22 protein-coding genes and 1 tRNA gene are annotated in these 22803 nt (G+C 47.7%); 9 read left to right on the top strand and 14 right to left on the bottom strand.

Annotated elements, in window-relative coordinates:
* A partial coding sequence (locus JF818_RS04200) for a class I SAM-dependent methyltransferase (protein WP_198890723.1) occupies positions 1 to 633 on the bottom strand: 633 nt, incomplete at its 3' end.
* A 78-nt stretch (positions 634 to 711) separates the two neighbouring features.
* Between JF818_RS04200 and JF818_RS04195 the strand changes: the two genes are divergently transcribed.
* From JF818_RS04195 to JF818_RS04180, 4 genes are all read left to right on the top strand, one after another.
* Positions 712 to 1185 carry a hypothetical protein gene (locus tag JF818_RS04195; protein WP_198890722.1) on the top strand — a complete coding sequence of 158 codons (474 nt, stop codon included), beginning with the start codon at positions 712 to 714 and terminating at the stop codon, positions 1183 to 1185.
* Between the two features lie 3 nt (positions 1186 to 1188).
* The gene (locus JF818_RS04190; protein WP_198890721.1) at positions 1189 to 2526 is read left to right on the top strand and encodes a phosphomannomutase/phosphoglucomutase; all 1338 of its coding nucleotides are present in this window, start codon (positions 1189 to 1191) and stop codon (positions 2524 to 2526) included.
* Between the two features lie 16 nt (positions 2527 to 2542).
* Positions 2543 to 3529: a UDP-glucose 4-epimerase GalE gene (gene galE, locus JF818_RS04185; protein WP_198890720.1), complete on the top strand. Its 987-nt coding sequence runs from the start codon at positions 2543 to 2545 to the stop codon at positions 3527 to 3529.
* 102 nt (positions 3530 to 3631) lie between these two features.
* Entirely contained in the window at positions 3632 to 4888 is a 1257-nt protein-coding gene (locus JF818_RS04180; protein ID WP_198890719.1) for an ABC transporter permease, read from the top strand.
* An 82-nt stretch (positions 4889 to 4970) separates the two neighbouring features.
* Here JF818_RS04180 and JF818_RS04175 read toward each other — a convergent pair.
* From JF818_RS04175 to JF818_RS04165, 3 genes are all read right to left on the bottom strand, one after another.
* Positions 4971 to 5043, bottom strand: a tRNA-Asn gene (locus JF818_RS04175).
* Between the two features lie 163 nt (positions 5044 to 5206).
* Positions 5207 to 7963 carry a 5'-nucleotidase C-terminal domain-containing protein gene (locus tag JF818_RS04170; protein WP_198890718.1) on the bottom strand — a complete coding sequence of 919 codons (2757 nt, stop codon included), beginning with the start codon at positions 7961 to 7963 and terminating at the stop codon, positions 5207 to 5209.
* A 189-nt stretch (positions 7964 to 8152) separates the two neighbouring features.
* Positions 8153 to 8323, bottom strand: a complete 171-nt coding sequence (locus JF818_RS04165) for a hypothetical protein (protein WP_198890717.1) — start codon at positions 8321 to 8323, stop codon at positions 8153 to 8155.
* Between the two features lie 138 nt (positions 8324 to 8461).
* Between JF818_RS04165 and yidD the strand changes: the two genes are divergently transcribed.
* Positions 8462 to 8749, top strand: a complete 288-nt coding sequence (gene yidD / locus JF818_RS04160) for a membrane protein insertion efficiency factor YidD (RefSeq protein ID WP_198890716.1) — start codon at positions 8462 to 8464, stop codon at positions 8747 to 8749.
* On the opposite strand, the gene udk is transcribed toward yidD, so the two are convergent.
* From udk to JF818_RS04145, 3 genes are all read right to left on the bottom strand, one after another.
* On the bottom strand, positions 8750 to 9361 hold the full coding sequence (gene udk, locus JF818_RS04155; RefSeq protein ID WP_198890715.1) for a uridine kinase: 612 nt from the start codon (positions 9359 to 9361) through the stop codon (positions 8750 to 8752).
* Between the two features lie 81 nt (positions 9362 to 9442).
* Positions 9443 to 10477, bottom strand: coding sequence for an aldose epimerase family protein (locus JF818_RS04150; RefSeq protein WP_198890714.1), 1035 nt, complete (start codon positions 10475 to 10477; stop codon positions 9443 to 9445).
* Positions 10478 to 10637: 160 nt separating this feature from the next.
* A complete protein-coding gene (locus tag JF818_RS04145) occupies positions 10638 to 10784 on the bottom strand; it encodes a hypothetical protein (protein WP_198890713.1) in 147 nt (48 codons plus the stop codon).
* Between the two features lie 6 nt (positions 10785 to 10790).
* Here JF818_RS04145 and JF818_RS04140 point away from each other — a divergent pair, with 6 nt between their 5' ends.
* Together JF818_RS04140 and JF818_RS04135 are read left to right on the top strand one after the other, a co-directional pair.
* Complete coding sequence (locus JF818_RS04140) at positions 10791 to 11366, top strand: hypothetical protein (RefSeq protein ID WP_198890712.1); 576 nt, start codon at positions 10791 to 10793, stop codon at positions 11364 to 11366.
* 5 nt (positions 11367 to 11371) lie between these two features.
* On the top strand, positions 11372 to 12325 hold the full coding sequence (locus JF818_RS04135; protein WP_198890711.1) for a hypothetical protein: 954 nt from the start codon (positions 11372 to 11374) through the stop codon (positions 12323 to 12325).
* A 6-nt stretch (positions 12326 to 12331) separates the two neighbouring features.
* Here JF818_RS04135 and JF818_RS04130 read toward each other — a convergent pair whose 3' ends face one another.
* The 3 genes from JF818_RS04130 to JF818_RS04120 are packed head-to-tail and all read right to left on the bottom strand — an operon-like array spanning position 12332 to position 16270.
* The gene (locus JF818_RS04130) at positions 12332 to 13381 is read right to left on the bottom strand and encodes a tyrosine-type recombinase/integrase (RefSeq protein ID WP_198890710.1); all 1050 of its coding nucleotides are present in this window, start codon (positions 13379 to 13381) and stop codon (positions 12332 to 12334) included.
* Positions 13378 to 14352, bottom strand: coding sequence for a tyrosine-type recombinase/integrase (locus tag JF818_RS04125; RefSeq protein ID WP_198890709.1), 975 nt, complete (start codon positions 14350 to 14352; stop codon positions 13378 to 13380). Before JF818_RS04125 ends, JF818_RS04130 begins: the two co-directional genes overlap by 4 nt.
* A complete protein-coding gene (locus JF818_RS04120) occupies positions 14345 to 16270 on the bottom strand; it encodes a tyrosine-type recombinase/integrase (protein WP_198890708.1) in 1926 nt (641 codons plus the stop codon). Before JF818_RS04120 ends, JF818_RS04125 begins: the two co-directional genes overlap by 8 nt.
* Positions 16271 to 16458: 188 nt before the next feature.
* Between JF818_RS04120 and JF818_RS04115 the strand changes: the two genes are divergently transcribed.
* Positions 16459 to 16983 (top strand): hypothetical protein, encoded by a 525-nt coding sequence (locus JF818_RS04115; protein ID WP_198890707.1) that lies wholly within the window; start codon positions 16459 to 16461, stop codon positions 16981 to 16983.
* Entirely contained in the window at positions 16980 to 17165 is a 186-nt protein-coding gene (locus JF818_RS04110) for a hypothetical protein (protein WP_198890706.1), read from the top strand. Before JF818_RS04115 ends, JF818_RS04110 begins: the two co-directional genes overlap by 4 nt.
* Positions 17166 to 17214: 49 nt before the next feature.
* Here the strand turns inward: JF818_RS04110 and lepA are convergent, their stop codons facing one another.
* From lepA to JF818_RS04090, 4 genes are all read right to left on the bottom strand, one after another.
* On the bottom strand, positions 17215 to 19032 hold the full coding sequence (gene lepA / locus JF818_RS04105) for a translation elongation factor 4 (RefSeq protein WP_198890705.1): 1818 nt from the start codon (positions 19030 to 19032) through the stop codon (positions 17215 to 17217).
* A gap of 8 nt (positions 19033 to 19040) precedes the next feature.
* Positions 19041 to 21047 carry an ATP-dependent zinc metalloprotease FtsH gene (gene ftsH / locus JF818_RS04100; protein WP_370570303.1) on the bottom strand — a complete coding sequence of 669 codons (2007 nt, stop codon included), beginning with the start codon at positions 21045 to 21047 and terminating at the stop codon, positions 19041 to 19043.
* A gap of 2 nt (positions 21048 to 21049) precedes the next feature.
* On the bottom strand, positions 21050 to 22468 hold the full coding sequence (gene tilS / locus JF818_RS04095) for a tRNA lysidine(34) synthetase TilS (protein ID WP_198890704.1): 1419 nt from the start codon (positions 22466 to 22468) through the stop codon (positions 21050 to 21052).
* Positions 22440 to 22803: aminoacyl-tRNA hydrolase (locus JF818_RS04090; RefSeq protein WP_198890703.1), on the bottom strand; the 364-nt coding region annotated here is incomplete at its 5' end. The genes JF818_RS04090 and tilS, both read right to left, overlap by 29 nt.

Here is a 22803-nt window from a genome sequence, read left to right as displayed (position 1 = left end):
CATCACATATGTCCATGCATCTGCAGCAATGCAAGGAACCACTGTGGACGGAAATCCATTATCGGCAAGATTCTTTTCTGCCCATGCAGTATAGGTACTGGACAAGTCCACAGATTCTACACGTTCAGCTCCACCACGGGCAGCATATACCGAGAAGGATCCTGTGTAGGAGAACAAGTTCAACACCTTGCATCCTCGGCTCATGCCTTCAACCACTGTCCTTGTAAGCATATGGTCCAGGAATAAGCCGGTGTCAATCCGCTTGGTCAGATCAACAGTGAACAAAAGTCCATTTTCATTGACCTGTACTTCCAAGGATTGTTCGCTTTGCAAGCTGTGCTGTTCCTTTCCCATCCGCTTGGGACGTCGATGGAACACCACATGGCTGGTCTGTACATAGAGCATACGTGAGACGATATCGCAGCAAATCCTCTCATCCTCTTCATCCAACCCATCATCGCTGTAATCGGTGATTCTTGCATAGGGGCCATAGAGATCAACAGTAACAGGAAACCTTTCCAGGTTTCGGTCATACACCCTCATGCAAGTCGTGTTGCTTTGCAACATCATCCGACGCATCTTGAGAGCGTTTTGCTTTAAAATCTTTCCAAAATCCTTTTCTGTATAATCCATGACAATCCCAGTAGCTCTTTCTGCAACGCAGTGTATATGGTACTATAGAAAAAAGCTAGAGAAGCGAAGGAAAAATTCATGGAAGATGATGCACAGGCTTTTATTGAGAATCTGGAAAGACGTCACGAAGCTCCAATAACCTGGAGAACCTATGCCACTTGGTATGGTAACAATAAGAACATCATGCGGGAGTTTGGCGTTTTTCTTTATAGGGTAAAGAACACCCTTCATTTTGAAGATTTTGAGCGAACTCCCTCATTGTTTGGAATTAGTCTCAAACCCAGAAAGAAAAAGGAACCTTTCATCAAGCATGAGGGTTCCTTTGTTATTGATGAGGTTGAGACCACCCGCCCTATTCCCAAAGCTATCGCTTACAAGGTTTCACAGGGTGCAATAACGGTGGAACAGGTTCGCATGGCTACATCGTTTGATAAACTGTTCAGACAGATGGTAGAGATGGTAATACTCAAGAACGGAACCGTTCATTTTTTTGAACTTATGGACCGAAAACAATTTATTAAAGAGCTGGGAATAATCAGCAAGGAGGACTAATACATGGGCGCATTCAAGGCGTATGATATCAGGGGAATCTACAACAAAGATTTCAATAAGGAAACTGTCTACAAGATTGGGTATTTTCTACCCAAGCTGTTGAACAGCAAGGTGGTACTGGTAGGACGGGACGTGAGATCCAGCAGCGAGGAAATCTTCGCATCCTTGTGCGAAGGTATCACAGACAGTGGTGCTGATGTATTTGACATTGGGCTCGCTACCACTCCCATGGTGTACTTCTCCACGGTACACTTCGAGGTTGATGCATCTGTTCAGATTACCGCAAGTCATAATCCTGCCATCTACAATGGGTTGAAGATCAGTAGGACTAAGGCTGTTCCTGTTGGCTCTGACAGTGGGCTGAAAGAACTCGAGGCCATGGTAAACAATGATCCAATAGTGGTTGCTGAACAGAAAGGCACAGTACACAGCAAAGATGCAAAACAACCCTATCTTGCCTTCTTGAAGCAGTATGTTCCAGATACAAGTGGATTGAACCTCTCTATCGACTGTTCTCATGGCATGGCAAACCTCTTGGTCAAGGATCTCCTTGGCAATGATCATCACTATCTGTATGACCATTTCGATGGTACTTTCCCTGCCCATGAACCCAATCCTCTGGAAGTTGAGAACTGCGAGGACTTGAAAGTAGCTGTCCTAAAGAACAAGAGCGATATTGGAGTCATCTATGACGGTGATGCAGACCGCGTGATGTTCCTTGATGAAAAAGGTAGGTTCCTCCAACCCGATTATATAACAGCAGTCCTGGGGTACTACTATTTGCACAAGGAAAAAGGAAATGTGCTTGTCGATATCCGTACAAGTCGCTCTACCACTGAGTACCTGACCAACCTTGGAGCAACAGTTCATGTCTGGAAGGTAGGGCATGCGTTCGCAAAGACAAAACTTCGTGACCTTGGGGCAATCTTCGGTGGAGAACTTGCCGGACACTATTACTTCAGGGACTTCTACAACTGCGATAGCGGCTTCCTCGCCTCCCTCCTGGTATTACAGGTAGTAACGGAGCTCAAGAAACAGGGAAAGACCATTGGTGAGTTCATTGACTCGGTCATAGCCTATGCAAACAGTGGAGAAATGAATTTCAAACTGGAACAGAAAGATGAAGCCATGCAGGCACTCTTTGAGCGTTATGCTACCAATGACAAACCTGAGAAGGTAATGGATTTTGATGGATATCGTATCGAATTCCCTTCCTGGTGGTTCAATGTTCGAAAGAGCAACACAGAACCTTATCTACGCCTGGTTGTAGAGGCGAAGACGAAGGAAGAACTCCAGGAGAGAACCAAAGAGCTTTCCGCGATCATCAAGCAATTCAACTAAGGAAGGAAGATACACGATGAAAGTATTACTATTTGGAGGTGCCGGTTATATCGGCACCCACGTAGCTCTGGAGTTTCTGGACCGCGATGATACGGTTGGAATATTTGACAATCTCTCCAGTGGACTGAAGAGTAATGTCAGTGAACAAGCCATCTTCTTCGAGGGTGATATCCGAGACAAAGAGAGGGTCGTTGAAGTATTACAGGAAGGATGGGATGTCGTTATCCATCTTGCTGCATTCAAGGCAGCCGGAGAATCGATGATCAAGCCTGTCAAATATTCAGAGAACAACATCACAGGTTCCCTGAACTTGATTACAGGATGCATAGAAACAGGTATCAAGCATTTTATCCTCTCCTCCTCTGCAGCAGTATATGGAGAACCTTCATACCTTCCTGTAGATGAGAAGCATCCCAAGGATCCTACCAATTACTATGGATATACAAAACTCTGTGTTGAAGAGAACTTGAAATGGTACAGTGAACTTAAAGGGCTTCATTATGTCTCCCTGAGATACTTCAATGCTGCAGGATATGATGGACAGAGACGTATGCTCGGATTGGAAAACAATCCAGCCAATCTCATTCCAGTAGTCATGGAAGTTGCCACCGGCATCCGCCCAAACCTACTTGTCTTCGGAAACGATTATGATACGGTCGATGGAACAGGAGTCCGAGACTATGTACATGTTACCGATCTGGCAAAAGGCCATGTACTTGCAGCCGATCATTTGATGGCGGGAAGTGACAGTTTGGTAGTGAACCTGGGAAGTGAGGAAGGATTGAGCGTACAACAGATTCTTGATACTGCAAGAGAGATAACAGGCAAACCAATCGAAGCACAATATGTCGACCGCAGGCCGGGGGATCCCGCAAAACTTGTAGCCTCCTCTAAAATGGCTTACAAAGCCCTAGGATGGAAGGCAGAGCACTCTTCTGTAGAGAATATCATTAAGACAACATGGATGGTCTATGAGGCCAACCAGAAGCATATGAACCGTTAGTCTTTATAGTGTCTTCACTACTTCTGTAAACGGCAGCCACATGGCTGTCGTTTTTATTTGACGAAGTACTCTTCTAATGTAAGCATAACAGAGAGGAGCAATATGAAATTCATCATTCGCCTCGCCATTAAAAATCTCAGTCGCTACAGACGTCGTACAGCAATTACAGCTGGTGCAATTGCTATTGGAATCATGGCATTCATTGTTGTTGATTCTATCTTCTTGGGAGCAAAACTTGAATCTGAGAGAAATTTACGATTATATGAAACAGCCTCACTCCGTATATATACTCCAGAATATTGGGACGAGCGACATTTCCTTCCGCTTGAGTACTCGATAAAAGACCCCTCTAAAGTTTTGCAAATTCTGGAAGACAGAGGATTGAAAGCTACACCTAGAACGTTGTTCTCAGCTGATATGATTCTGTATAAGCAGGATTTTATTGAGGATGGTACACTCCCAGTCACAGTAACTGCCATCAACCCACAAACAGATGCTTCTGTGTACAAATTTGAAGACACTCTCCAGCAAGGAAGATTTCTTAAGCCAGGTGAGATGGATGGAATAGTAATTGGAAGCTGGTTTGCTGAGGATATCGGGGCTGAGGTAGGATATTGGGTCACCTTGTTAACAAGAGGTAATGGCGGTTTCTATGAAGCCTTTGATATGCAAATTGTTGGAATCGTGAATTGCCCCAATCCCAATGTCAACAGAACATTGGTAATGATGGATATCCAAGCAGCAGATACGTTCCTTGCAATGGAGGGTGCTGTTACCAATATCGACATTTCACTAGGCAATGTTAAAGATATCGAGTCGGCAGCTCTTTCACTCCAAACAGTACTCGAAAAAGCAGGCCACGACCTTGCTGTCTATTCATGGAAAGATCTTGCAAAAGATTACCTAGCCCTCATGAGTGCTGACAGAGGAGTCTCCAATATCATTCTTTTCTTGGTATTTATCATCGCAGCGGTGGGAGTATCTAACACGATGCTGATGGCGATGTATGAGCGAATGAGAGAGATTGGGATGATGCGAGCATTGGGTATGCAAGATCGATCTATCTATATGCTCTTACTCATTGAAGCAGGAGGTATAGGTTTCCTAGGTTCCCTTATAGGTTGCCTCTTCGGAGCTGTAATTAATCTATATCTTGTCGAGACTGGAATCGACTTCGGATTCATGTTCAGGAACATGGATATCGGGTATAGAATTCAAAGTATTATGCGTGGTTCTTGGAGTTTCTCCACAATCGCAAAAGCCTTCCTCAGTGGTATCCTGCTTTCAATGATAGTTGCACTTGCTCCAATCAGAAGAGCAATGAAGCAAGATATTCCTACATGCCTGCACCATCAATAGCAATACTTCGAGTCCAGCTACCAAGTGTTATGAATCGATGTATATGAAAAGAGACAACCCAATAGGATTGTCTCTTTTCTTGCTCGCCCGGAGGGATTTGAACCCCCGACAGGGTGGTTAACAGCCACCTGCTCTACCGACTGAGCTACAGGCGAATAACGTTTCGAACGATAGGAACATTACCCCATTGATTTGGTTATGTCAAGCAGTTTGAAATAAGTTATACCAAAAATTCCTAAGAGGAATTAAGCACTAAGCAAAGTATTTAATAAAGGGCGACTACCCGAAGATAGTCGCCCTTGGATTTGTAATATTACCTTACTTTGCGGGGTAGTTCTTCGAGAGGAACTCGATGAACACATCGCTGAGCAAGGAACCCTCGGAGAGGACCTTACCAAACATGGTATAGCCATCACCACCAGCGGCCATGAAGTCGTTGGTTGCCACCTTATAGGTTGCATTCTTATCAATCGCCTTACCGTTGAGAAGAACTCTCAGGATACGATTACCAGGCTTGCCATAACGGTTGTAAACAACCTGGAGGTCGGTCTGGGAGAATGCACCATTGGTCTCAGGCAATTTGCTGTAACCATGCTCAAGTGCAGCATAGACATCAGCTCCGGTCACCTCAACAACAGTGATGATGTTGGTGAACGGCAGGACGTTAATCACTTCACCGATCGTTACCTCACCGGCGTCGATGGATGCACGGATACCACCACCATTGGTAATGGTGAAGTCGGCACCACTCTCAGCAGTCATTGCCCTGGTGATCAACCTTGAAAGGTTGGTCGGCTTGGTACGAACATTTGCACGTTCGCCATCAAGCATCTCAGGAACAGTTGCAATAACTGTGTTGAGCTTAGCATCAAGCTTTGCGGTCATATAACCGAGATACTCATCAACTTCAGCATCGTTTGGTACTTCTGCAATACCATACTGCTTAGCAAGATCAGAATCCTTGGCATTCCAAACATCTACAGCAGGAATCATCATCGGATAGACAGCGGTTACTTCGTCGTTCTTGACATGTAGCTGGACCAAGCCCAGATTTTCCATGTACTCACCGGTGGAAACAACCATCGTGTCACCAATCTTCATCCCCTGCTTCAGCAAGGTGTGACTGTGACCGTCAACAAACAGGTCAATGCCCTTGATGTTGCTTACGATCTTATCAGTGGTCAAGCCACTTGCACCATCAGGATCCATTCCGATGTGACCAAGTACGATGATGTAATCAACATACTGCTTAGCCATATCGATTGCCTGCTGGCCAATCTCGAAGATCTCTTCGTTGGCGAAATACACGCCTTCAACATTCTTCGGATGGGTCTTGGTAGCAGTGTCAGGAGTGGTCAAGCCGACAACGCCAACAGTAAAGTCGTTGAAATTGTAGACCTGATAAGGCTGGAACAACATATAGCCATTCTCATCCAATACGTTTGCACTCAAGACCTTGATGTCAGTGTATTTCTCAGCAATCTCAGCAGCTTCAAGAAGGCGATCAACACCATAGTTGAAGTCGTGGTTGCCGGGTGCTACTGCATCATAGCCAAGCATATCAAGCAAGACACCAACGGTCTCTCCCTCGAACATATTAACAACATTGGTTCCATGAGTCACATCACCTGCGTCAAGTACAAGGATGTTATCGGTAATACCGCGTCCAACCTTCAACATGGTAGCAAGCTTTGAATAGCCAACATTGTCTTCACTGGAAACTACACGACCGTGTACATCATTGGTATGGACAACAAAGAGGTCAAACTCTTTTGCGCCATCATCGTTTTTCACGATCTCGAATACTCCAAGTGGGTACTCAACTGGCTCTGATTCCACAGCTACTGGAGCAGGTGCGGGTGCGGGTGCTTCTTCCTTAACCACAGGTGCTGGTGCAGGTGCCTCTGCCTTTGCAGGGACCTCTGCCTTCACCATCGGCTTCGGGGTTGCGCCAATCATCGAGACAATGGCTGGATCCTCAGGTACGCTTACCTGCAGGGTGTAGCCCATTGCTCTTGCAAATGGCTCATAAGCCTTGGCAATTGCACTCTTGGCAGGGTCAAGCACATCGGCTGCGGGAAGAATCATCGGTACAACGCTCTTCACCTTTCCGTTTGCTACACTTACCTGCACGCCACCAACGCTCTTCAGCATCTCGTCTGCACGTACGATCAGGGTCCCGTTCACGGTCTTGGCCATTGCAGATCCATTGCCGTCGACGATCAGGTCGATGCCGTCAATGTTCTGGGCTACCATCTCACTGGTGAGATCGCCCTTGCTGCCAAGGTCGCTGAGCACCACGATGTAGTCAACATAATCCTGAGCCATGTCCACAGCGTACTGTGCATTGTCCAGAATCAGGTCACTGGTGAAGCTCACTCCCTGAATCGGTTTCGGGGCAACAAGCCCTACCACGCCGACCTTGAAGCCGTTGTAGTTGTACACCTGATAGGGCTGGGCGACCAGGTACCCGTTCGCATCCAGTGCATTCGCACTCAACGGAAGGGCCTTCTTCGTCCCGGCTATACCGGTAGCCAGCTGCACTGCCTGTGGGGTGTAGGCATCGTAGCCAAGCTCATCAACCACCTCGGCGGCCAGCATCGCAGCCTCAGCCGGTACCTCGCCGACATTGCCGCTGTTCAGCAGCAACCAGTTGTCGGTAAGTGCACGGCCAGCCTTCAGCGCAGTGGACAGCCTTGCAAGACCAAGTCCGCCGTTCTCGCTGTAGATGTTACCGTTCAGGTCGTTGGTATGTACAATAATCAGATCGAATACCTTCGCTCCGCTATCACTCTTTACGATCTCCTGCACACCATAGGGATACACCAATTCCTTGGGTTCCTCAGCTACCGGTGCTGGTGCAGGTGCGGGTGGAGCCGGCTCTGGCATTGGCTCTGGTTCTGGCACCTCTACGAGCTCTGGAGCGGGTTCTACAGGGGTTACCGGCTCAGGAGCGGGTTCAACAGGAGCTGGGGGGATTGGTTCTACCTTTGCAGTGCTCTTACAGCCAACAAGGGAAAAAGCCAACAAAGCTACCAGCATTGCTGTCATAATTGTTCTTGAAAGACGTTTCACGTGTTTCCTCCTCATGACGTTCTCATGTGTCGTTGTATACGTACTCATCAACACTATAACACACACTACTTGAAACGGATACATTAAAAATGCGGGAAAAATGGTGATTTTCCGGAAGATTTACCAAAAAAACGAGCCTGCGATACTTAAAATCACAGGCTAACGGTTATTTTTCTTGATACAAGTTCCTTACATCAAATCTTTGGGCTTGCGAGCAGTATTACCTGATTTCTCGCAATATGCCACATGACGAAGTTTTCCATTTTCGAAAACTGCTTTCATCTTGATAGTACCACCCCAGCGACTGGTCATTGCCTTTGCACCTTCGCGGCGTGCGTTCTTGGATACGTTACCTGCCATATACCTATTCCTCCATACAAATGCTCAATTTCTTAATTTTTTCACTATCATAACGATTATCACGTTACAAGTCAAATGTCTACCTTACCAGTGTATCCAGTTGTTGCAACTTTTACAATCGCTCAATAGAATGTTCTCATGAAAAAAATCCTCTGGCTGCTACGACAGATATTTCTCATCCCAGTGTACCTCTACAAAGGAATTTTGTCACCTTTTTTTGGTGGTGGAAGCTGTCTCTACCACCCTACCTGTTCCTCATATATGGTAGATTCAGTAACAAAGCATGGAATTTTTAAAGGATTTATCATGGGTTTTGCCAGAATCATCCGATGCAGTCGTTGGTTTTATGGAGGGGATGACCCAGTTCCAGACACTTGGTCTTGGAAAGCAATAAAGGATGGCTTTACCCTCTTCCGTAAACGCTGATCAACCAGCAAGTTCCTTTACAAAGGGAATAAGTACAGAAAGAGCATTCTCATTGTACCCACCTTCAGGAATGATCAAGTCAGCAAAAGCCTTGGTTGGTTCGATGAAATTGAAATGCCCCGGTCTCACAACCTCAAGATACTGTGTACATACACTCTCTACGGTTCTTCCACGCTCTGCAATATCACGTTTCAACCTTCTTATGAAGCGTATATCATCTGGGGTATCTACATAGAGTTTCAAATCCAACAAATCCCGAATGTTGCTATCATGCAGAATCATCAGCCCTTCAATAATCACCAGACTTCTTGCTGCGACATGTATCGTCTCGTCCTTTCTTCGGTGGTGGACAAAATCATACTGGGGCATCTCTATGGCCTTGCCGTCCTTGAGCGTCTTCAGATGTTCATGAAGCAGTTCCATATCAAAGGCATCAGGATGATCAAAGTTGAAAGCGGTAATATTGGCATTACTGATGAAAGTGGCAGAGCGATAGTAGTTGTCCTGGGGAATAAACACGAAATCTGTGCAAACTTCACTAATCTTCTTAACAATCGTGGATTTTCCTGAACCAGACCCACCTGTAATCCCAATAATTTTCACCTCTTTCATGAGAAGCTCCCTTCAGCCGATTTTCACTCTTTCTACTATAGCTACACCGAGGATTGCAAGTGGGTGCGAGTACTATCGTACCTATTTCACACCAAAGGAGAACACTGTCGTATGTTTATAAGGTCTCTCTTTGCTGAAAATACAAGAAGGAAACGATTCATGGTTTGGGCCGTCGGGATAGTACTGTGTTTCAAAACAGACACCACCATGCTTGGGATAGGCAACCCCACCCTTACCGATATCCTTTCCTTCGAGAAAGTTCCCACTGTACATCTGTACAGCTGGCATGGTTGTCTTGATTTTCATGGTTCTGCCTGAAACTGGTTCGTGAATCCATGCAAATTCCACCGGTTTGTTTGTCGGTGTATGTTCAAGAATGAAGCAATGATCATACCCACCTGCTTCTTCAATATCCTGGCCCAGTGGCTTCCCCTTGGTAAAATCAAAAGCCGTACCTTTCACTGGAAGAATGTTTCCTGTAGGAACCAGTTGATCATTAATCTCGAGATATCGATCACATGCGAGCTTCACCTCATGAGCGGTAATTTCCCCACTGCCAGCACCTCGCAAATTGAAATAACTATGATTGGTCAGATTGATCGGCGTAGCCTGGGAAGCTGTTGCTTCATACTCAATACGAAGCTCTCCATTCTTGGTAAGTACATACGAGACGGTACAATTCACATTGCCAGGGAATCCGCCCTCTCCTTCGGGACTGAAGAGACTCAGCACAACCCCAGGATTTCCATCCCATTCAAAGGTCTCAACGTGCCAATTCCGCCAACCCCAATTACTTTTCCCACTATGGAGAGAATTCTCTCCTTCATTCGTTTCAAGCGTATACTGTTTGCCGTCCAAGGAGAACGTACCTTTTGCTATACGATTGGCAAATCGTCCAACAACTTGCCCAAAATAGGTAGTAGATGTCAAGTTGTCCAATGGATTCTCAAATCCCAGTACAATATCCCTAACCTTCTGATTCCGATCAGGGGTCTTCAATGTCTTGAGATTAGCCCCCAAACTGAGAATCTCAGCGGAGTATGGCCCACTGGAAAGCGTTATCAGATAAATGGGTTGCCCATCATTGGTCTGGGCGACAACTTGTTTGGTCAACATTCTACACTCCCTTGAAGTAATCCTTTCTTGCAACGAGTATACACCCAGCCATCAACGAGAACAACAAAGAATTGGCTGAATACATTACTTGACTGTCTCGAATATGAAAACTCCCACTCATACCGCAAATGAAATATTCCAGTAGGGGGAAAGCTGTGGTTTAATGGGGGAAGGACTGGGGAGAGGATCCCCGAAGGAGAAGAGAAGAGGAAGCCCATTGTTTGTTGGCACTTTCAAAGACTTCCTCTTCATCAACAACCATGAAAACAGTAACACCGGTCATGATTAAGTTCAAGACAGTTGCCATCCATCCTTGAGAAAGGGCAACGGCGGGATCGTGTGCCGCAAGTGCCTGGGACCGGGTGAGTATGCGTTTTCCCGGGAGCGAGGCAGGAGGTACACGGCAGAAACAGGCCCGGTGGTGGAGATGATGCTCCTCACCGTTTACCGTTGCCCTGTGGATGGCCTCTACTCGACAATCTTTCCCGACGATATCGTGAGGAACAAACAGTATTGCCTCTCCGAGATACGCTGTGCCCTGGAGAACAGGAAAGACTTCTCGATGGCGAGCCCGCGGACAAGAGCCAACTGGAGAGCCTGGTTCAAGGGTATGTGGGAGGCTGTGGTCACAAGGATCCAGCTTAGCATTGGCTGCAATTTCCCCAAGAAAGACATCTCAACTGCGCTCCTCAGCTTTTGCAGGAAGGTCGGCGATGGCTGGCTCCGTTATGTGCTGGACCTTTTCCACACTGAATCCAACAACCTTTGCATGTTCCTCGACCTGGTTGCCACTACCATCACCCCAGGGAGCGAAAAACTGCACAAATCCCATGTACATGGGGATGCAGAAAGCTTTCCGAAGAGGGGCAAGCCGCCCCCGGGAGGATAAGAACGATGGAACTGAAGGACTTGAGACCGAATGAGATGCAGAAGTACCACACAGCCGGGGAGGTCATCAGCCTTGGCTGCACCGACACGGCCATCAGGCGGGGCCGGACGAAGCTGGGATGCACCAGGAAAACATTGATGAAGTATGTACGGTGGCATGAAAGTGGGGATGTCTCGTTGTTCAGCCACCACAACAAGGGCCGCAAGCCGGCAACGACCAAGCCACAGGAGACCAGGAAGCTGGTCGAGAGGCTGTACAAGGAGAAATACTGCAATGCCAGTTTCACCCATTTCGTAGAGATCCTGAGGGAGGACCACCACATCCACCTGTCGGACGGGACACTGCACTCAATCCTGAAGGGGGCATACCTGGTCTCCCCTTGCTCGAAGAAGGCAACCAGGAGGCAGATGGAGAAGCGGCTGAGGCTGGTCGCAAGGAAGGAGCACCTGAGCAAGGCCGAGAGCGAGCAGGTCAACGCAGCCTTTGCCGTACTCGACGATGCCGATGCGCATCCCAGGAGGCCCAGGAGCAAGTATTTCGGTGAGATGGTGCAGATGGATGCCAGCGAGCTCGTCTGGGTCCCCGGGGCGGGCAAGTGGCACCTGCATGTGGCCATAGATGATGCAACGAGCGAGGTGGTGGGGGCATGGTTCGACACCCAGGAGACCCTGGACGGCTATTACCATGTACTGTACATGATCCTCAGGAACTACGGCATCCCCTCGCGCTTCAGGACCGACCGAAGGACCGTCTTCGAGTACAAGTCCCTCTCCAAACCCGATGAGGAAAAGGATACCTTCACCCAGTTCTCCGCAGCCTGCAAGACCCTGGGCATCGAGCTCGAGGCAACCTCGGTACCTCAGAGGAAGGGGCGAATCTTATCAGCATCATATATTTACCCGCACACGTACAACAACATTCGTCTCTGCAATAAGTTGCCTCGTACAATGTGCGGATAAAACTTTCTACTTCAAGCCGAGTTTCTTCTTGATTTCATCTACCGAGCCAATCCATTCCTGCTTGCAATCTTCAGGCTCAGGGCCGATGCCCTTTTGTATTGCAGCCTTCATCTGCTCGAGCGATGGGGATGCATAGTAACTTCTGGTTGTTTCTATCATTGAATGGCCTAGTAGTGCTGAGACCTGTTCAATGGGAACGCCCTGCTGATAGAGATTTGTAGCTCGTGTCCTTCGGAACATGTGCGGATATACTGTTTCTGGGATATCGATGTGCTGGTTTCTCATCATATCCCCGTACTTCTTAAATATACGCTCAATGTTTCTTGTTGACATAGGAGAGAGGTTGTTATGAATCACCGTATACAACAAAGGCCTTGAAGGATCCTTGTTTCCGGAATGCCATGCTTTCATATATGCATCCATGTGCCGTGACGCCTTATCCGAAAGCACGATGGTCCGCTGCTTCCGTCCTTTGCCATTTATCAGTATCATCCAGTTCCCTGATCTGGCGGTGATGTCTCCCAGCGTAATGGATTGGAGTTCCCCGACACGAATTCCTGAATCATAGAGAATCGTCATGACAAACCGGTCCCTGTTTCCAATCTTGGTATTTTCCGGTGCGTCCAGCAGGAGCCTCAGACTCTCTGGCTTCACAATCGGCCGGATCTCCTTAGGAACCTTGACAGTCGGCACCTTCAACACGGCAATATACACAGACATTACTTCAATATTGTCGTCAGCCACATATTCGAGATATGAGCGAAGAGCCGCAAGCCGTGAGTTCACCGTCCCCGGAGCATAGTGAAGCGTCTCCTTCATAGTTTGAAGAAAGCTCAGCACAAGATTGAATGTACAATCGGAGAACAGGAAGTTTTTTGGTGTGAAGCCCTTGACTGTTGTTACATAGTCAAAGAATACCGAAAGCCCTGCCCTGTATGACCGTATGGTGTGGATACTGGCCAGGACCTGTCTGGCAAGATACACTTCGAAGAATTCATTTGTCTTGGAAAAGAACCGTGTTTCCTGAACGGGGGCGCTGCAAGTACGTTTTTTCATGCTTTTACCTCCGGAATCACTACGGCCGACAATGAATCGAATTTGCTTATTACATCGTAAAGACCGCTTGAGGTATGGTAGTAGTAATAAACTTCCTTCAGGCTTTTGTGCCCCACATATCTTTGGAGATACGGCATCATTGCATTGATATCAGTCCCATCCTTCGCCCATTCATTTATCCTATCGGTAATGAAAGTGAACCTCAGGTCATGCGGAGTCGGTTTGTTGTTGCATTGGCGTGCTGATGGTGTCGTCTCCCAGATACGGGTGAAAGCCATATCGACAGATGTATTGGGGATATGGCTCTCGGGATTTTTCCCGGGAAAGAACCATTTCGGACTATACCCGAACCACGTCCCGATATATTCCCAATACCTCCTGCACAGCTCAGTCAGGTCATCGGCCATCTTCACGAGCCGGTCCTTATGCCCTTTTGAATCAAGAACCATCAGTGTCCCGGATTCCAAATCCACACATTCGGCCGGTATTCCGCAGCATTCACTGTTTCTGAGACCGCAACAGTACAGCATCCGGAAAAGGATCCTGTATTCGTTTGCCATCCTTCTGTGGACAAAGCTCGGAGACTTGGGAATATATCCATCCACAGCAATGAACAGCTCCTTGAGCTCTTTGTCGGTGAAGATATGAGGAAGGACCAATTCTCTATGAACATCATTACGGGGAATGTAAGTCTCGACACCCAATGACACCATGTGCAACAATAGCCGCCTGACTACCGATATCCGTTTCGAAAGCTGCGAGTTGCATTCAGTATCCAGTTTCATACACCAGTCTTGAAGAAAATCCTTGGTTATCTCTGCATTCCGTAGCTTCCTTTCGTTGCAATACCTGTCAAACCTGAGAAGCAGCAGTTTTTCCGTACGATAATCAAATCCTGATGTGCGTTTCTCCTGCAGGAAGCTTTCAATATAAGGAGCGATGATACTTGTGGGGTTGGAAGGATTATTCATGAAGGAACCCCCCTTCCATGGTCAGGCTTCGCTCGGAAAGCTTCAAGGCGCACCGGGCCATCCTGTCTTCATCGAATACAAGGTATTTGTGAACATTCGTCAGGTCGCTATGTCCAAGAGCATCCGATACATCTTGGATGTATGCACCGTTCCTAAGCATGTTTGTTGCAAAGGTCTTTCTTGTGACGTGGAATCCGGATCCTTTGACATTCCTCTCAGTAAGTGCCTTATCCAAGGCCTGGATGCATGCATTCCGTGCCAATCCACAGTATGGTGCTTTGGACCTAATGAAGAGCTCTCTACAATTTGTTGCCGGGCGCTCCTCCAATATATACTTGGAAATTGCATTTGCTACCTCTGTAGGTATTGGAAGTATAAGCTGCTTTTCCGTCTTCTCCTGCCTAAACGACAAGACAGGCCCGTTCCAGTCAATATCGTCAATGGTCAGTTTCACAATATCTATACTGCGCAGGCCCATCCGGTAACCGAGCTGTATCATTGCCTTTCTTCGAAGGGAAAGAGTACAGCTGCCTTGTTCATCCAAAAGTCTCTGCAGCCTGTTCTGCTCATCCGCCGTCAGAGTCTCAACCACATACTCCCTTTTGGCAAACTTACAGGGAAGGGCGAGAAAGAGAACCGGGTTCTGCAACAGCCCCTGTTCTCCGAGATACTCCAGAAACTGTCTGATTCTGGAGTTGTATGCATTCTTTCCTGCAAGTGTATTATGGATGTCGGATGCATTGAAGTCCTTGATCATCGGAACTGTGATTTTCTTGAAGTCCTTTATCCCGATTGAATCCATGTATGAGCAGAAGCGGTAAAGGCAGCTGCTGAACATGGCCATTGTGGAACTCTTCATACCCAGGGACTCCTTGAGATGAAGAAATTCTGCTACTGCGGGTTTGCACCATTCAGGGGACCGAGCAAATGCATTAGGCTTATATCTATATACATGCTTGAAGCTTACAAAAGTACCGTCAATATGCTGATTGAGGACTGACACGATCCGTCTTCTTTCCCGATGCTCTTGGTGGCTTACGGCTGTCTCATGGTAGTGCAGCCAGATTTTCCCCACCTCAGGACTGTAGAATTTCAAGCCATTCGATTCCATGAAGCAGTAGATCATGTTTGTGATGCGCTTTACTTTGGTTCTGGAGGTTTTGGAATAGCACTCATTCTTGTATTCAAGCACGAGTCGGGACTGGACAGAAAGGAACGTCCCCAGGGAAATCCTTGGGCAGTCTTTGTTCTTGGAATTCATGAGTTCTTTGGAGGTTTCAGTGTCGATGATTATCCGGTTCAGACAATTTCTACCGATTGTCAGTCTTGGAAACAGTGTGAATCCATAGGAAACCCTGCCCATCGAATACAGGTAGTCAAGCAAAGACTTCATGCATGCACGAAGAAAATGCATGATGTTTACCGTCTCTCTGCTGAAGGACTCCAGCAAGTCGAATAGATCGTCATATGTGATTTCTTCTGCTTTCATATGGCCGCTGGTGTTTTGGATCTGCAGCAGTACTTTCACACAACCATATCTGATGTTCGATTTCGTTGCTGCACTTCGGTCCAGACCACGTATGAGTCCATCGATGGTTTTCTGGTAATCCGAGCTGAGATGACCCCACATCGTGTTTCGGGGATCGCTGTAGTATCCTTGGATGAGGCCAGTATTGTAATACTGGTCGAGTTTGAAGATTGCGGCCCTGTACAGACACCAACTGCTGGCCCCAATCTTTTCTTTTTGTTTTTCCACCCAAGCAAAGGCTGTTTCTGAAGAATACATAATATTGTTTTCATTCAGGTATAGCCCAAAGGCGTCAAGACACCGATTATAGATGTCTACCGTTGACTTCGTGTATTCCAGTGATGAAATGTGGTTCAGCACTGCCGTCTTGCTTTCATAGTACATATCCATAGGATGTACCTCCTGATGTACATCCTACTTGAAGAAGTTTTATCCGCACATTGCACGAGGCAACTTATTGCAGAGACGAATGTTGTTGTACGTGTGCGGGTAAATATATGATGCTGATAAAATTCGTTCTCTGAATGTACAGATAACGAATCGAACGCCTCAACCGCACGCTTCAAGGCCGGCTGCCGGTGGAGTTCACCCGCCATGGGATTGCCTCCATGGAGGAGGCGAATGCCTTCCTGTGGGACTATCTTCCCCGGTTCAATGCACAGTTCTCGCTCAAGGATGAGAAGGATCTCGACACCAGCACCTTTCTTGAGGCTCCTCCAGAGCAGGACATCAATGCAATCCTGGCGGTGGTTTCCCGGCGGGTGATCGATGCAGGCAACAGCATAAAGTACCACAATGCGTATTACCAGCCCTGTTTCCAGTATCCCAACGGCCTGAGACCCAGGCTCTTTGTGAAGGGAACGAAGGCTTTGGTCATCAGGGCATTCGACGGCACGCTGCTTGCCAGCATCAAGGAGGAGACCTACATCCTCAGGGAAGTGGAGAAGCGAAGCTCCCACAGCAAGGAGTTCGACCCACAGCCCATCCCCAAGCAGAGGAAGCCATACAAGCCGGCCCCGGACCATCCCTGGAAGACGAGGTTCCTCTCTCCAAGGGTGCTTGAGACCCATATCGCCGAATCCCCCAAGGGGTACGGGCTATGAGAAACCGGACCGGATACAAGGACCTGGACTCGCTGCGGGAAGACGCTGTCTTCTCCAGCGAGGAGCTTGAGCTGCTCCTCATGCGCCTCAATGAGGAGCTTGAATATGCTTCATCCGATATCCTTCGGACCTGGGAGAAACATGCCACCAATGCGCACAAGACTGACACCTGGCGGTTTTAGGAGGTGGAAAAAATCATTTACGGGTTACACAAAGAATTGGCTGAATACATTACTTGGAGCTGTCATCACTCTTTAAAACAGCGAGGAATGCACTCTGGGGTATCTCGACATTCCCAACCATTTTCATGCGTTTCTTACCCTCTTTCTGTTTCTCGAGCAACTTGCGTTTTCGGCTGATATCACCACCATAACATTTGGCTGTAACATCCTTTCGGAAGGCGGTGATGGTCTCTCTGCTGACAATCGTTCCACCGATAGCTGCTTGGATGGCTATCTTGTACTGCTGGCGGGGAATCTCTCCCTTCAACCGCTCACAGACCTGCTTCCCTCGCAATTGACTGCTTCCCCGAAAAACGAGTTGGCTCAGCGCATCAACTGGCTCTCCATTGACGAGAATATCCATTCTCACCAAATCGGTATTTTTGTAGCCAATCAATTGGTAGTCAAACGAAGCGTATCCACGGCTCACAGATTTCATGCGGTCATAGAACTCAAAGAGCACCTCGCTCAATGGCATCTCGTACATCAGCTCGACGCGTTTCTCGTCAAGGTAATTCATTCCCACCTGGACCCCGCGTTTTTCCATGCAGAGCGTTATCAGCGGTCCTACGAACTGACTGGGTGTGATGATGTTGGCTTGGATAAAGGGTTCCTCAGAATATTCAACCCGCATCGGATCTGGATATTCAAGGGGGTTGTCAATATTGACAACATCACCGTTCTTCATATGCACGATGTACTTAACCGAAGGGCTGGTAAAGACGATTGACAATCCAAATTCACGCTCTATACGCTCCTGGATGACCTCAAGATGCAACATTCCCAAGAACCCACACCTGAATCCAAAACCCAGAGCAGCTGAACTGTCCTTCTCATAGATCAAGGAAGCATCGTTGAGTTTGAGCCTTTCAATTGCACTCACCAACTCCTCGTAGTCATTGGTATCAACCGGGTAGATCGAACTGAAAACTACTGGTTTCACATCCTTGAATCCAGGAAGAGGTTTCTTCGCAGCATTCTTGACCGTGGTGATGGTGTCCCCAACCCTAACATCGCTGATTGTCTTTACACCGGTAATTACGTACCCGACATCACCTGCATGCAGCGCATCTGTCTTAACCAGACCAAGCTGGAAGTAACCGACTTCCTCAACCTTATAGGGCGTATCGGTATGCATGAAGCGAACTTCTGAGCCAGCCTCCAGGGTCCCGTCGAAAACACGACAGTGAACAATGACTCCACGATATGCATCGTAATGGGAGTCAAAGATCAGGGCCTGGAGAGGGAGGGAGTCTTTTCCTTCTGGAGGCGGAATCTGATTGACGATTGCCTCAAAAAGCTCATCCACTCCTACACCGGTTTTTGCACTCACCAAAACAGTCTCTTCTGATTCCAAACCCAAGTCATGATCAATCTGATGCAAGCAAGCATCAATATCAGCTGAAGGCAAATCAATCTTATTGATAACAGGAATGATGGTGAGGTTATGTTCCATGGCCATGTACAAGTTTGCCAAGGTCTGTGCCTCGACACCTTGGGAGGCATCAACAATTAACAATGCTCCTTCACACGAGCTGATGGCACGACTTACCTCATAGGAGAAGTCAACATGTCCCGGAGTATCAACGAGATTCAGCTCATACGTTTTACCATCGGCTGCTGTGTAGGGTATGGTTACCGCTTGGCTCTTGATGGTGATCCCGCGCTCTCTTTCAATATCCATATTGTCGAGCATCTGGTCCTGCGCAGGACCACGAGACACATAGAGCTTCGCTTTTTCAATAAAGCGGTCGGCAAGAGTAGACTTGCCGTGGTCTATATGCGCAATGATGCAAAAATTTCGTGTCAGTGTAATATCAGTTGGCATACTATTCCTTATTCTTTTGTAGCTTCTTCTTGCGTACCAGGAGACTCTTCCTGCCGAGAGGCATCATCAGCCTTCTCTTGCTCAGATGATTCTCCTTGGAAATCGTTGAGAGCCTCGAAACCCAGGAGGATTCTGATCTGTGCATCATCCAGGGTCTCCTTCTCAATCAGTTCAACGGTGAGGGTATCCAATTGGTCCCGATGGGTAGAGAGAACCTTACGTGTCTCTTCCATTGCCTTGTCAAGGATCTTGTGGATTTCTGAATCAATCCTCTTTGCCGTCTCTTCACTGTAATCCTTGTGCTGAGTGATTTCACGACCCAGGAACAACGGTTCAGACTCATCGGCAAGGTTGACGAATCCCAATCCACTCATACCCCACTCTGTTACCATCCTGCGGGCAAGGTCGGTTGCTTGCTTGATGTCATTGCTGGTACCGGTTGTGGTTTCCCCATACACCAGTTCCTCTGCAACATAGCCACCCATGCAGACCTTTATCCAGTCATTCAACATGGACTGGGTCTTGGTATAGGGATCTCGCTCAGGAAGGCTGACGGTAAGACCAAGTGCACGCCCATGAGGGATGATGGTTACCTTGTGCAACGGATCGAGATGTTCAAGGTAGTAGTGAAGCAAGGCATGCCCAGCTTCATGGTAGGCGGTTGCTCTCTTCTCCTCATCAGTCATTGCACGGCTCTTTCTTGCAACACCGAGAAGAATCTTGTCCCGTGCATCTTCCATCTCACTCATTCCAACTGTGCTCTTGTTCTTCCGAGCAGCAAACAGGGCAGCCTCATTGATCAGGTTTGCCAGATCGGCTCCACTGGTACCAGCTGAACCACGGGCAAGACGCTTAAGATCAACATCCTTTTCCAGTTTGATCTTTCTACAGTGAATCCTGAGAATTTCCTCGCGTTCCTTAATATCTGGTAGATCGACAACGACCTGACGATCGAAACGACCAGGACGGAGCAAAGCAGGATCCAATACATCAGGGCGGTTGGTGGCTGCCATCACGATAACTCCTGTGGTGGTACCAAAACCATCCATCTCCACAAGAATCTGGTTCAATGTCTGTTCTCGCTCATCATTACCCCCACCGAGACCACCTCCACGGGTACGGCCAACGGCATCAAGTTCATCAATGAACAAAATACAGGGAGAATGCTTACGGGCTTGTTCAAACAAGTCACGCACACGGGCAGCACCCATACCTACAAACATCTCAACAAAGTCTGATCCACTGGTATGAAAGAAGGAAACCCCACTCTCTCCGGCAACTGCTTTAGCAAGCAATGTCTTACCGGTTCCAGGAGGGCCTACCAGCAGAACACCACGGGGAATCTTTGCCCCAACCTTGGTAAAGTGGTCAGGATGCTTGAGAAATGAGACCACCTCCTCCAATTCATACTTTGCTTCTATCTGACCAGCTACATCCTTGAATGTAGTCTTCGTATCAGTCTCCATGTATTCTTTTGCCTTGCTCTTGCCAAGCGTTGACATCATCTTTCCGTTCAGCCCGCTGGACTGACGATACAACATGATGGTAAATCCAATGAAAATGATCCAGGGGAGCAACTGCAATATTACTTGCAGGAAAGAAATCTCCTGTACAGAACCTGTTACCGAGACACCCTGCTGTTTCAGTGATTCGAGCAATGTCTCATCGAAATACGGTATTCTGGTCTGCGCGGTAAGACCGTTTTTCAAAGCAAAGCGAATCAAGGATTGTTCCTTGATCTCGACCTGCGTTACCTGGCCAGAATCAACATAAGAGATGAAAGTAGTGTATGGTACTGACTGCTCAGCACCTGCGGCACTATCAAAAAACATATAGGCAAACAGGATTGCCAAGGTGGCAAACACTATCAGGGCAAACCGGTTTTTCGGATTATTCGGGGTCATGAAAGGTGGCTTTTTGTCATTCTTGGGAGGACCTTGCCAATACTGGTTGGGATCCTGGTTGTCCGACTGTTTGTCCGGTCCGTTCTCTTGGCTATCTTTTCTCAATTTCACTGTCATTGTTCCTTTATTCTACTACTATATATATTTGTCAATCTTCGGGCAAGGGGAGCCTTGAAACGGCGTGCCAACCGGTCTCTACCACCATACATACGTGCAAAAACCGCTACAACCCCACTACGGTCACACAAGAGAGGAACTGTTGGATGTTTGCTCTTGGGAATACGGTACGAGGAGAGCAATTTGGCTACTGAAACCCTACCAGCTTCCAGCTCAATCCAATCCCCATCTTCTGCTGAGCGTATAACTGCATGATCCAAAGCATCTGCATCAATCCTCAGCAATCTTGTATCTGTTTCACCTTGTAGCGTATTGATACGAAACACTATTCCCCCAGGCAGTAAAATCTCTTGTTCATTACCAGGATGCATCAAGGGAAACAGAAAATGGGGGTCCTGAGCGACTTGGCGCCAAATAACCTGTCCATCAGAAATCAATACGCTGCTGCATCCAGCCTCAATATGGATACGGCTGGAGGTGGTACTGGCGTCAAGGTGTTCCTGCAACCGCGCAATCATAGCCTGGCGAATACGCTGAGTCTCAGAAGAGCAGACCACTGCGTACAGGCGATACAACAATCTCTCGCGCATCTGTGGCATCACACTGTGATACCAGTCTAGGGAAAATCGCACCTCACCCTTGAGTATGTTCACACGCGAGAGAGCCTCATCTTCCAAATTCTGCAATACCCCAGCGATATCGGAAAATCGCCTGGACATGATTGAAACTGAATCGTAGGCGTTTGGAAAGAGTGCGAGGATCTGCGGCTTTATGGTATGACGTATCTTATTACGCAGATAAGCATCTTGCTCATTTGTTGAATCCTCTGCCCACTGGAAACCTTCGGCCTCTACATAAGCTCTCAGGGTACGATGGCAAAGCGTAAGCAAAGGTCTGATCAGTGTGGCGTTGAGGGGGGACCGAGCAATGGCAGCCGCACCTTTGAGAGAAGAAACCGAGGCTGCCTGAAACAGACGCATCAGCAAGGTCTCCATCTGGTCGTCAGCGTTGTGTGCAGTAGCAAGATAAGTACAACCATGGTTACGGCATGCAGCATACAAAGCCTCATAGCGCAGAGTTCGTGCAGCAGCTTCAATACCTTCCCCATCTCTTTTAGCGCGCTCTTCAACGCTGCCCTTGCCCAAATCAAGAACCTCAAGACCATATCCCAACCGTTGGCAATTCATAAGACAAAGCTGCAATTCCTGGGACAGCTCTTGCTCTGAACGCAACCGATGATTGACGTAAAAAACAGAAACCTGCTCCTTCGGCAACAAGGCCGAGAGCCCGATCAGCAAGGCAAGAGAGTCACTGCCGCCAGAAAAGGCGACAGCGATATGCATATCCCCTTGGATGTGGTGAGATGCAAGAAAATCTTGGATTGTCTTAGGAACGATTGCGTCTATTGTAGGCAAGCATTACCTCCTCCGTTGACTTTCCACTGATAAGATCCTGCAGTGCTGAGGAAGCAAGCATGATTCCTTCCTGTAAGGCAAGAGATGAATCACGAGAGAGGACATGGTCCACCACCGATACACCTTCATCCGGTCTACCGATTCCAATATAGATACGGGTGAAGTTACTGCTGCCCAGCGAGCTGATAAGACTCTTGAGGCCGTTATGACCAGCACTGCTCCCACCCCTTCGGATTCTGATCAATCCAGGAGGAAGATCCATCTGATCACAGACTACCACAATTTCTTCTGCTTTCACATCAGGAAAGTAACGCATGACTTCCCCACTCTTATTC

The organism is Sphaerochaeta sp. S2 (genome assembly GCF_016406725.1).
Lineage (GTDB): Bacteria > Spirochaetota > Spirochaetia > Sphaerochaetales > Sphaerochaetaceae > Sphaerochaeta.
This window is presented reverse-complemented; position numbering and strand designations above follow the sequence as displayed.

Excerpts from the sequence above, each read along its gene's own strand:
- JF818_RS04195 (WP_198890722.1), top strand. The coding sequence starts at position 712 with ATGGAAGATGATGCACAGGCTTTTATTGAGAATCTGGAAAGACGTCAC.
- JF818_RS04190 (WP_198890721.1), top strand. The coding sequence starts at position 1,189 with ATGGGCGCATTCAAGGCGTATGATATCAGGGGAATCTACAACAAAGAT.
- galE (WP_198890720.1), top strand. The coding sequence starts at position 2,543 with ATGAAAGTATTACTATTTGGAGGTGCCGGTTATATCGGCACCCACGTA.
- JF818_RS04180 (WP_198890719.1), top strand. The coding sequence starts at position 3,632 with ATGAAATTCATCATTCGCCTCGCCATTAAAAATCTCAGTCGCTACAGA.
- JF818_RS04165 (WP_198890717.1), bottom strand. The coding sequence starts at position 8,323 with ATGGCAGGTAACGTATCCAAGAACGCACGCCGCGAAGGTGCAAAGGCA.
- yidD (WP_198890716.1), top strand. The coding sequence starts at position 8,462 with ATGAAAAAAATCCTCTGGCTGCTACGACAGATATTTCTCATCCCAGTG.
- udk (WP_198890715.1), bottom strand. The coding sequence starts at position 9,361 with ATGAAAGAGGTGAAAATTATTGGGATTACAGGTGGGTCTGGTTCAGGA.
- JF818_RS04150 (WP_198890714.1), bottom strand. The coding sequence starts at position 10,477 with ATGTTGACCAAACAAGTTGTCGCCCAGACCAATGATGGGCAACCCATT.
- JF818_RS04145 (WP_198890713.1), bottom strand. The coding sequence starts at position 10,784 with ATGGCAACTGTCTTGAACTTAATCATGACCGGTGTTACTGTTTTCATG.
- JF818_RS04135 (WP_198890711.1), top strand. The coding sequence starts at position 11,372 with ATGGAACTGAAGGACTTGAGACCGAATGAGATGCAGAAGTACCACACA.
- JF818_RS04130 (WP_198890710.1), bottom strand. The coding sequence starts at position 13,381 with ATGAAAAAACGTACTTGCAGCGCCCCCGTTCAGGAAACACGGTTCTTT.
- JF818_RS04125 (WP_198890709.1), bottom strand. The coding sequence starts at position 14,352 with ATGAATAATCCTTCCAACCCCACAAGTATCATCGCTCCTTATATTGAA.
- JF818_RS04120 (WP_198890708.1), bottom strand. The coding sequence starts at position 16,270 with ATGGATATGTACTATGAAAGCAAGACGGCAGTGCTGAACCACATTTCA.
- JF818_RS04110 (WP_198890706.1), top strand. The coding sequence starts at position 16,980 with ATGAGAAACCGGACCGGATACAAGGACCTGGACTCGCTGCGGGAAGAC.
- lepA (WP_198890705.1), bottom strand. The coding sequence starts at position 19,032 with ATGCCAACTGATATTACACTGACACGAAATTTTTGCATCATTGCGCAT.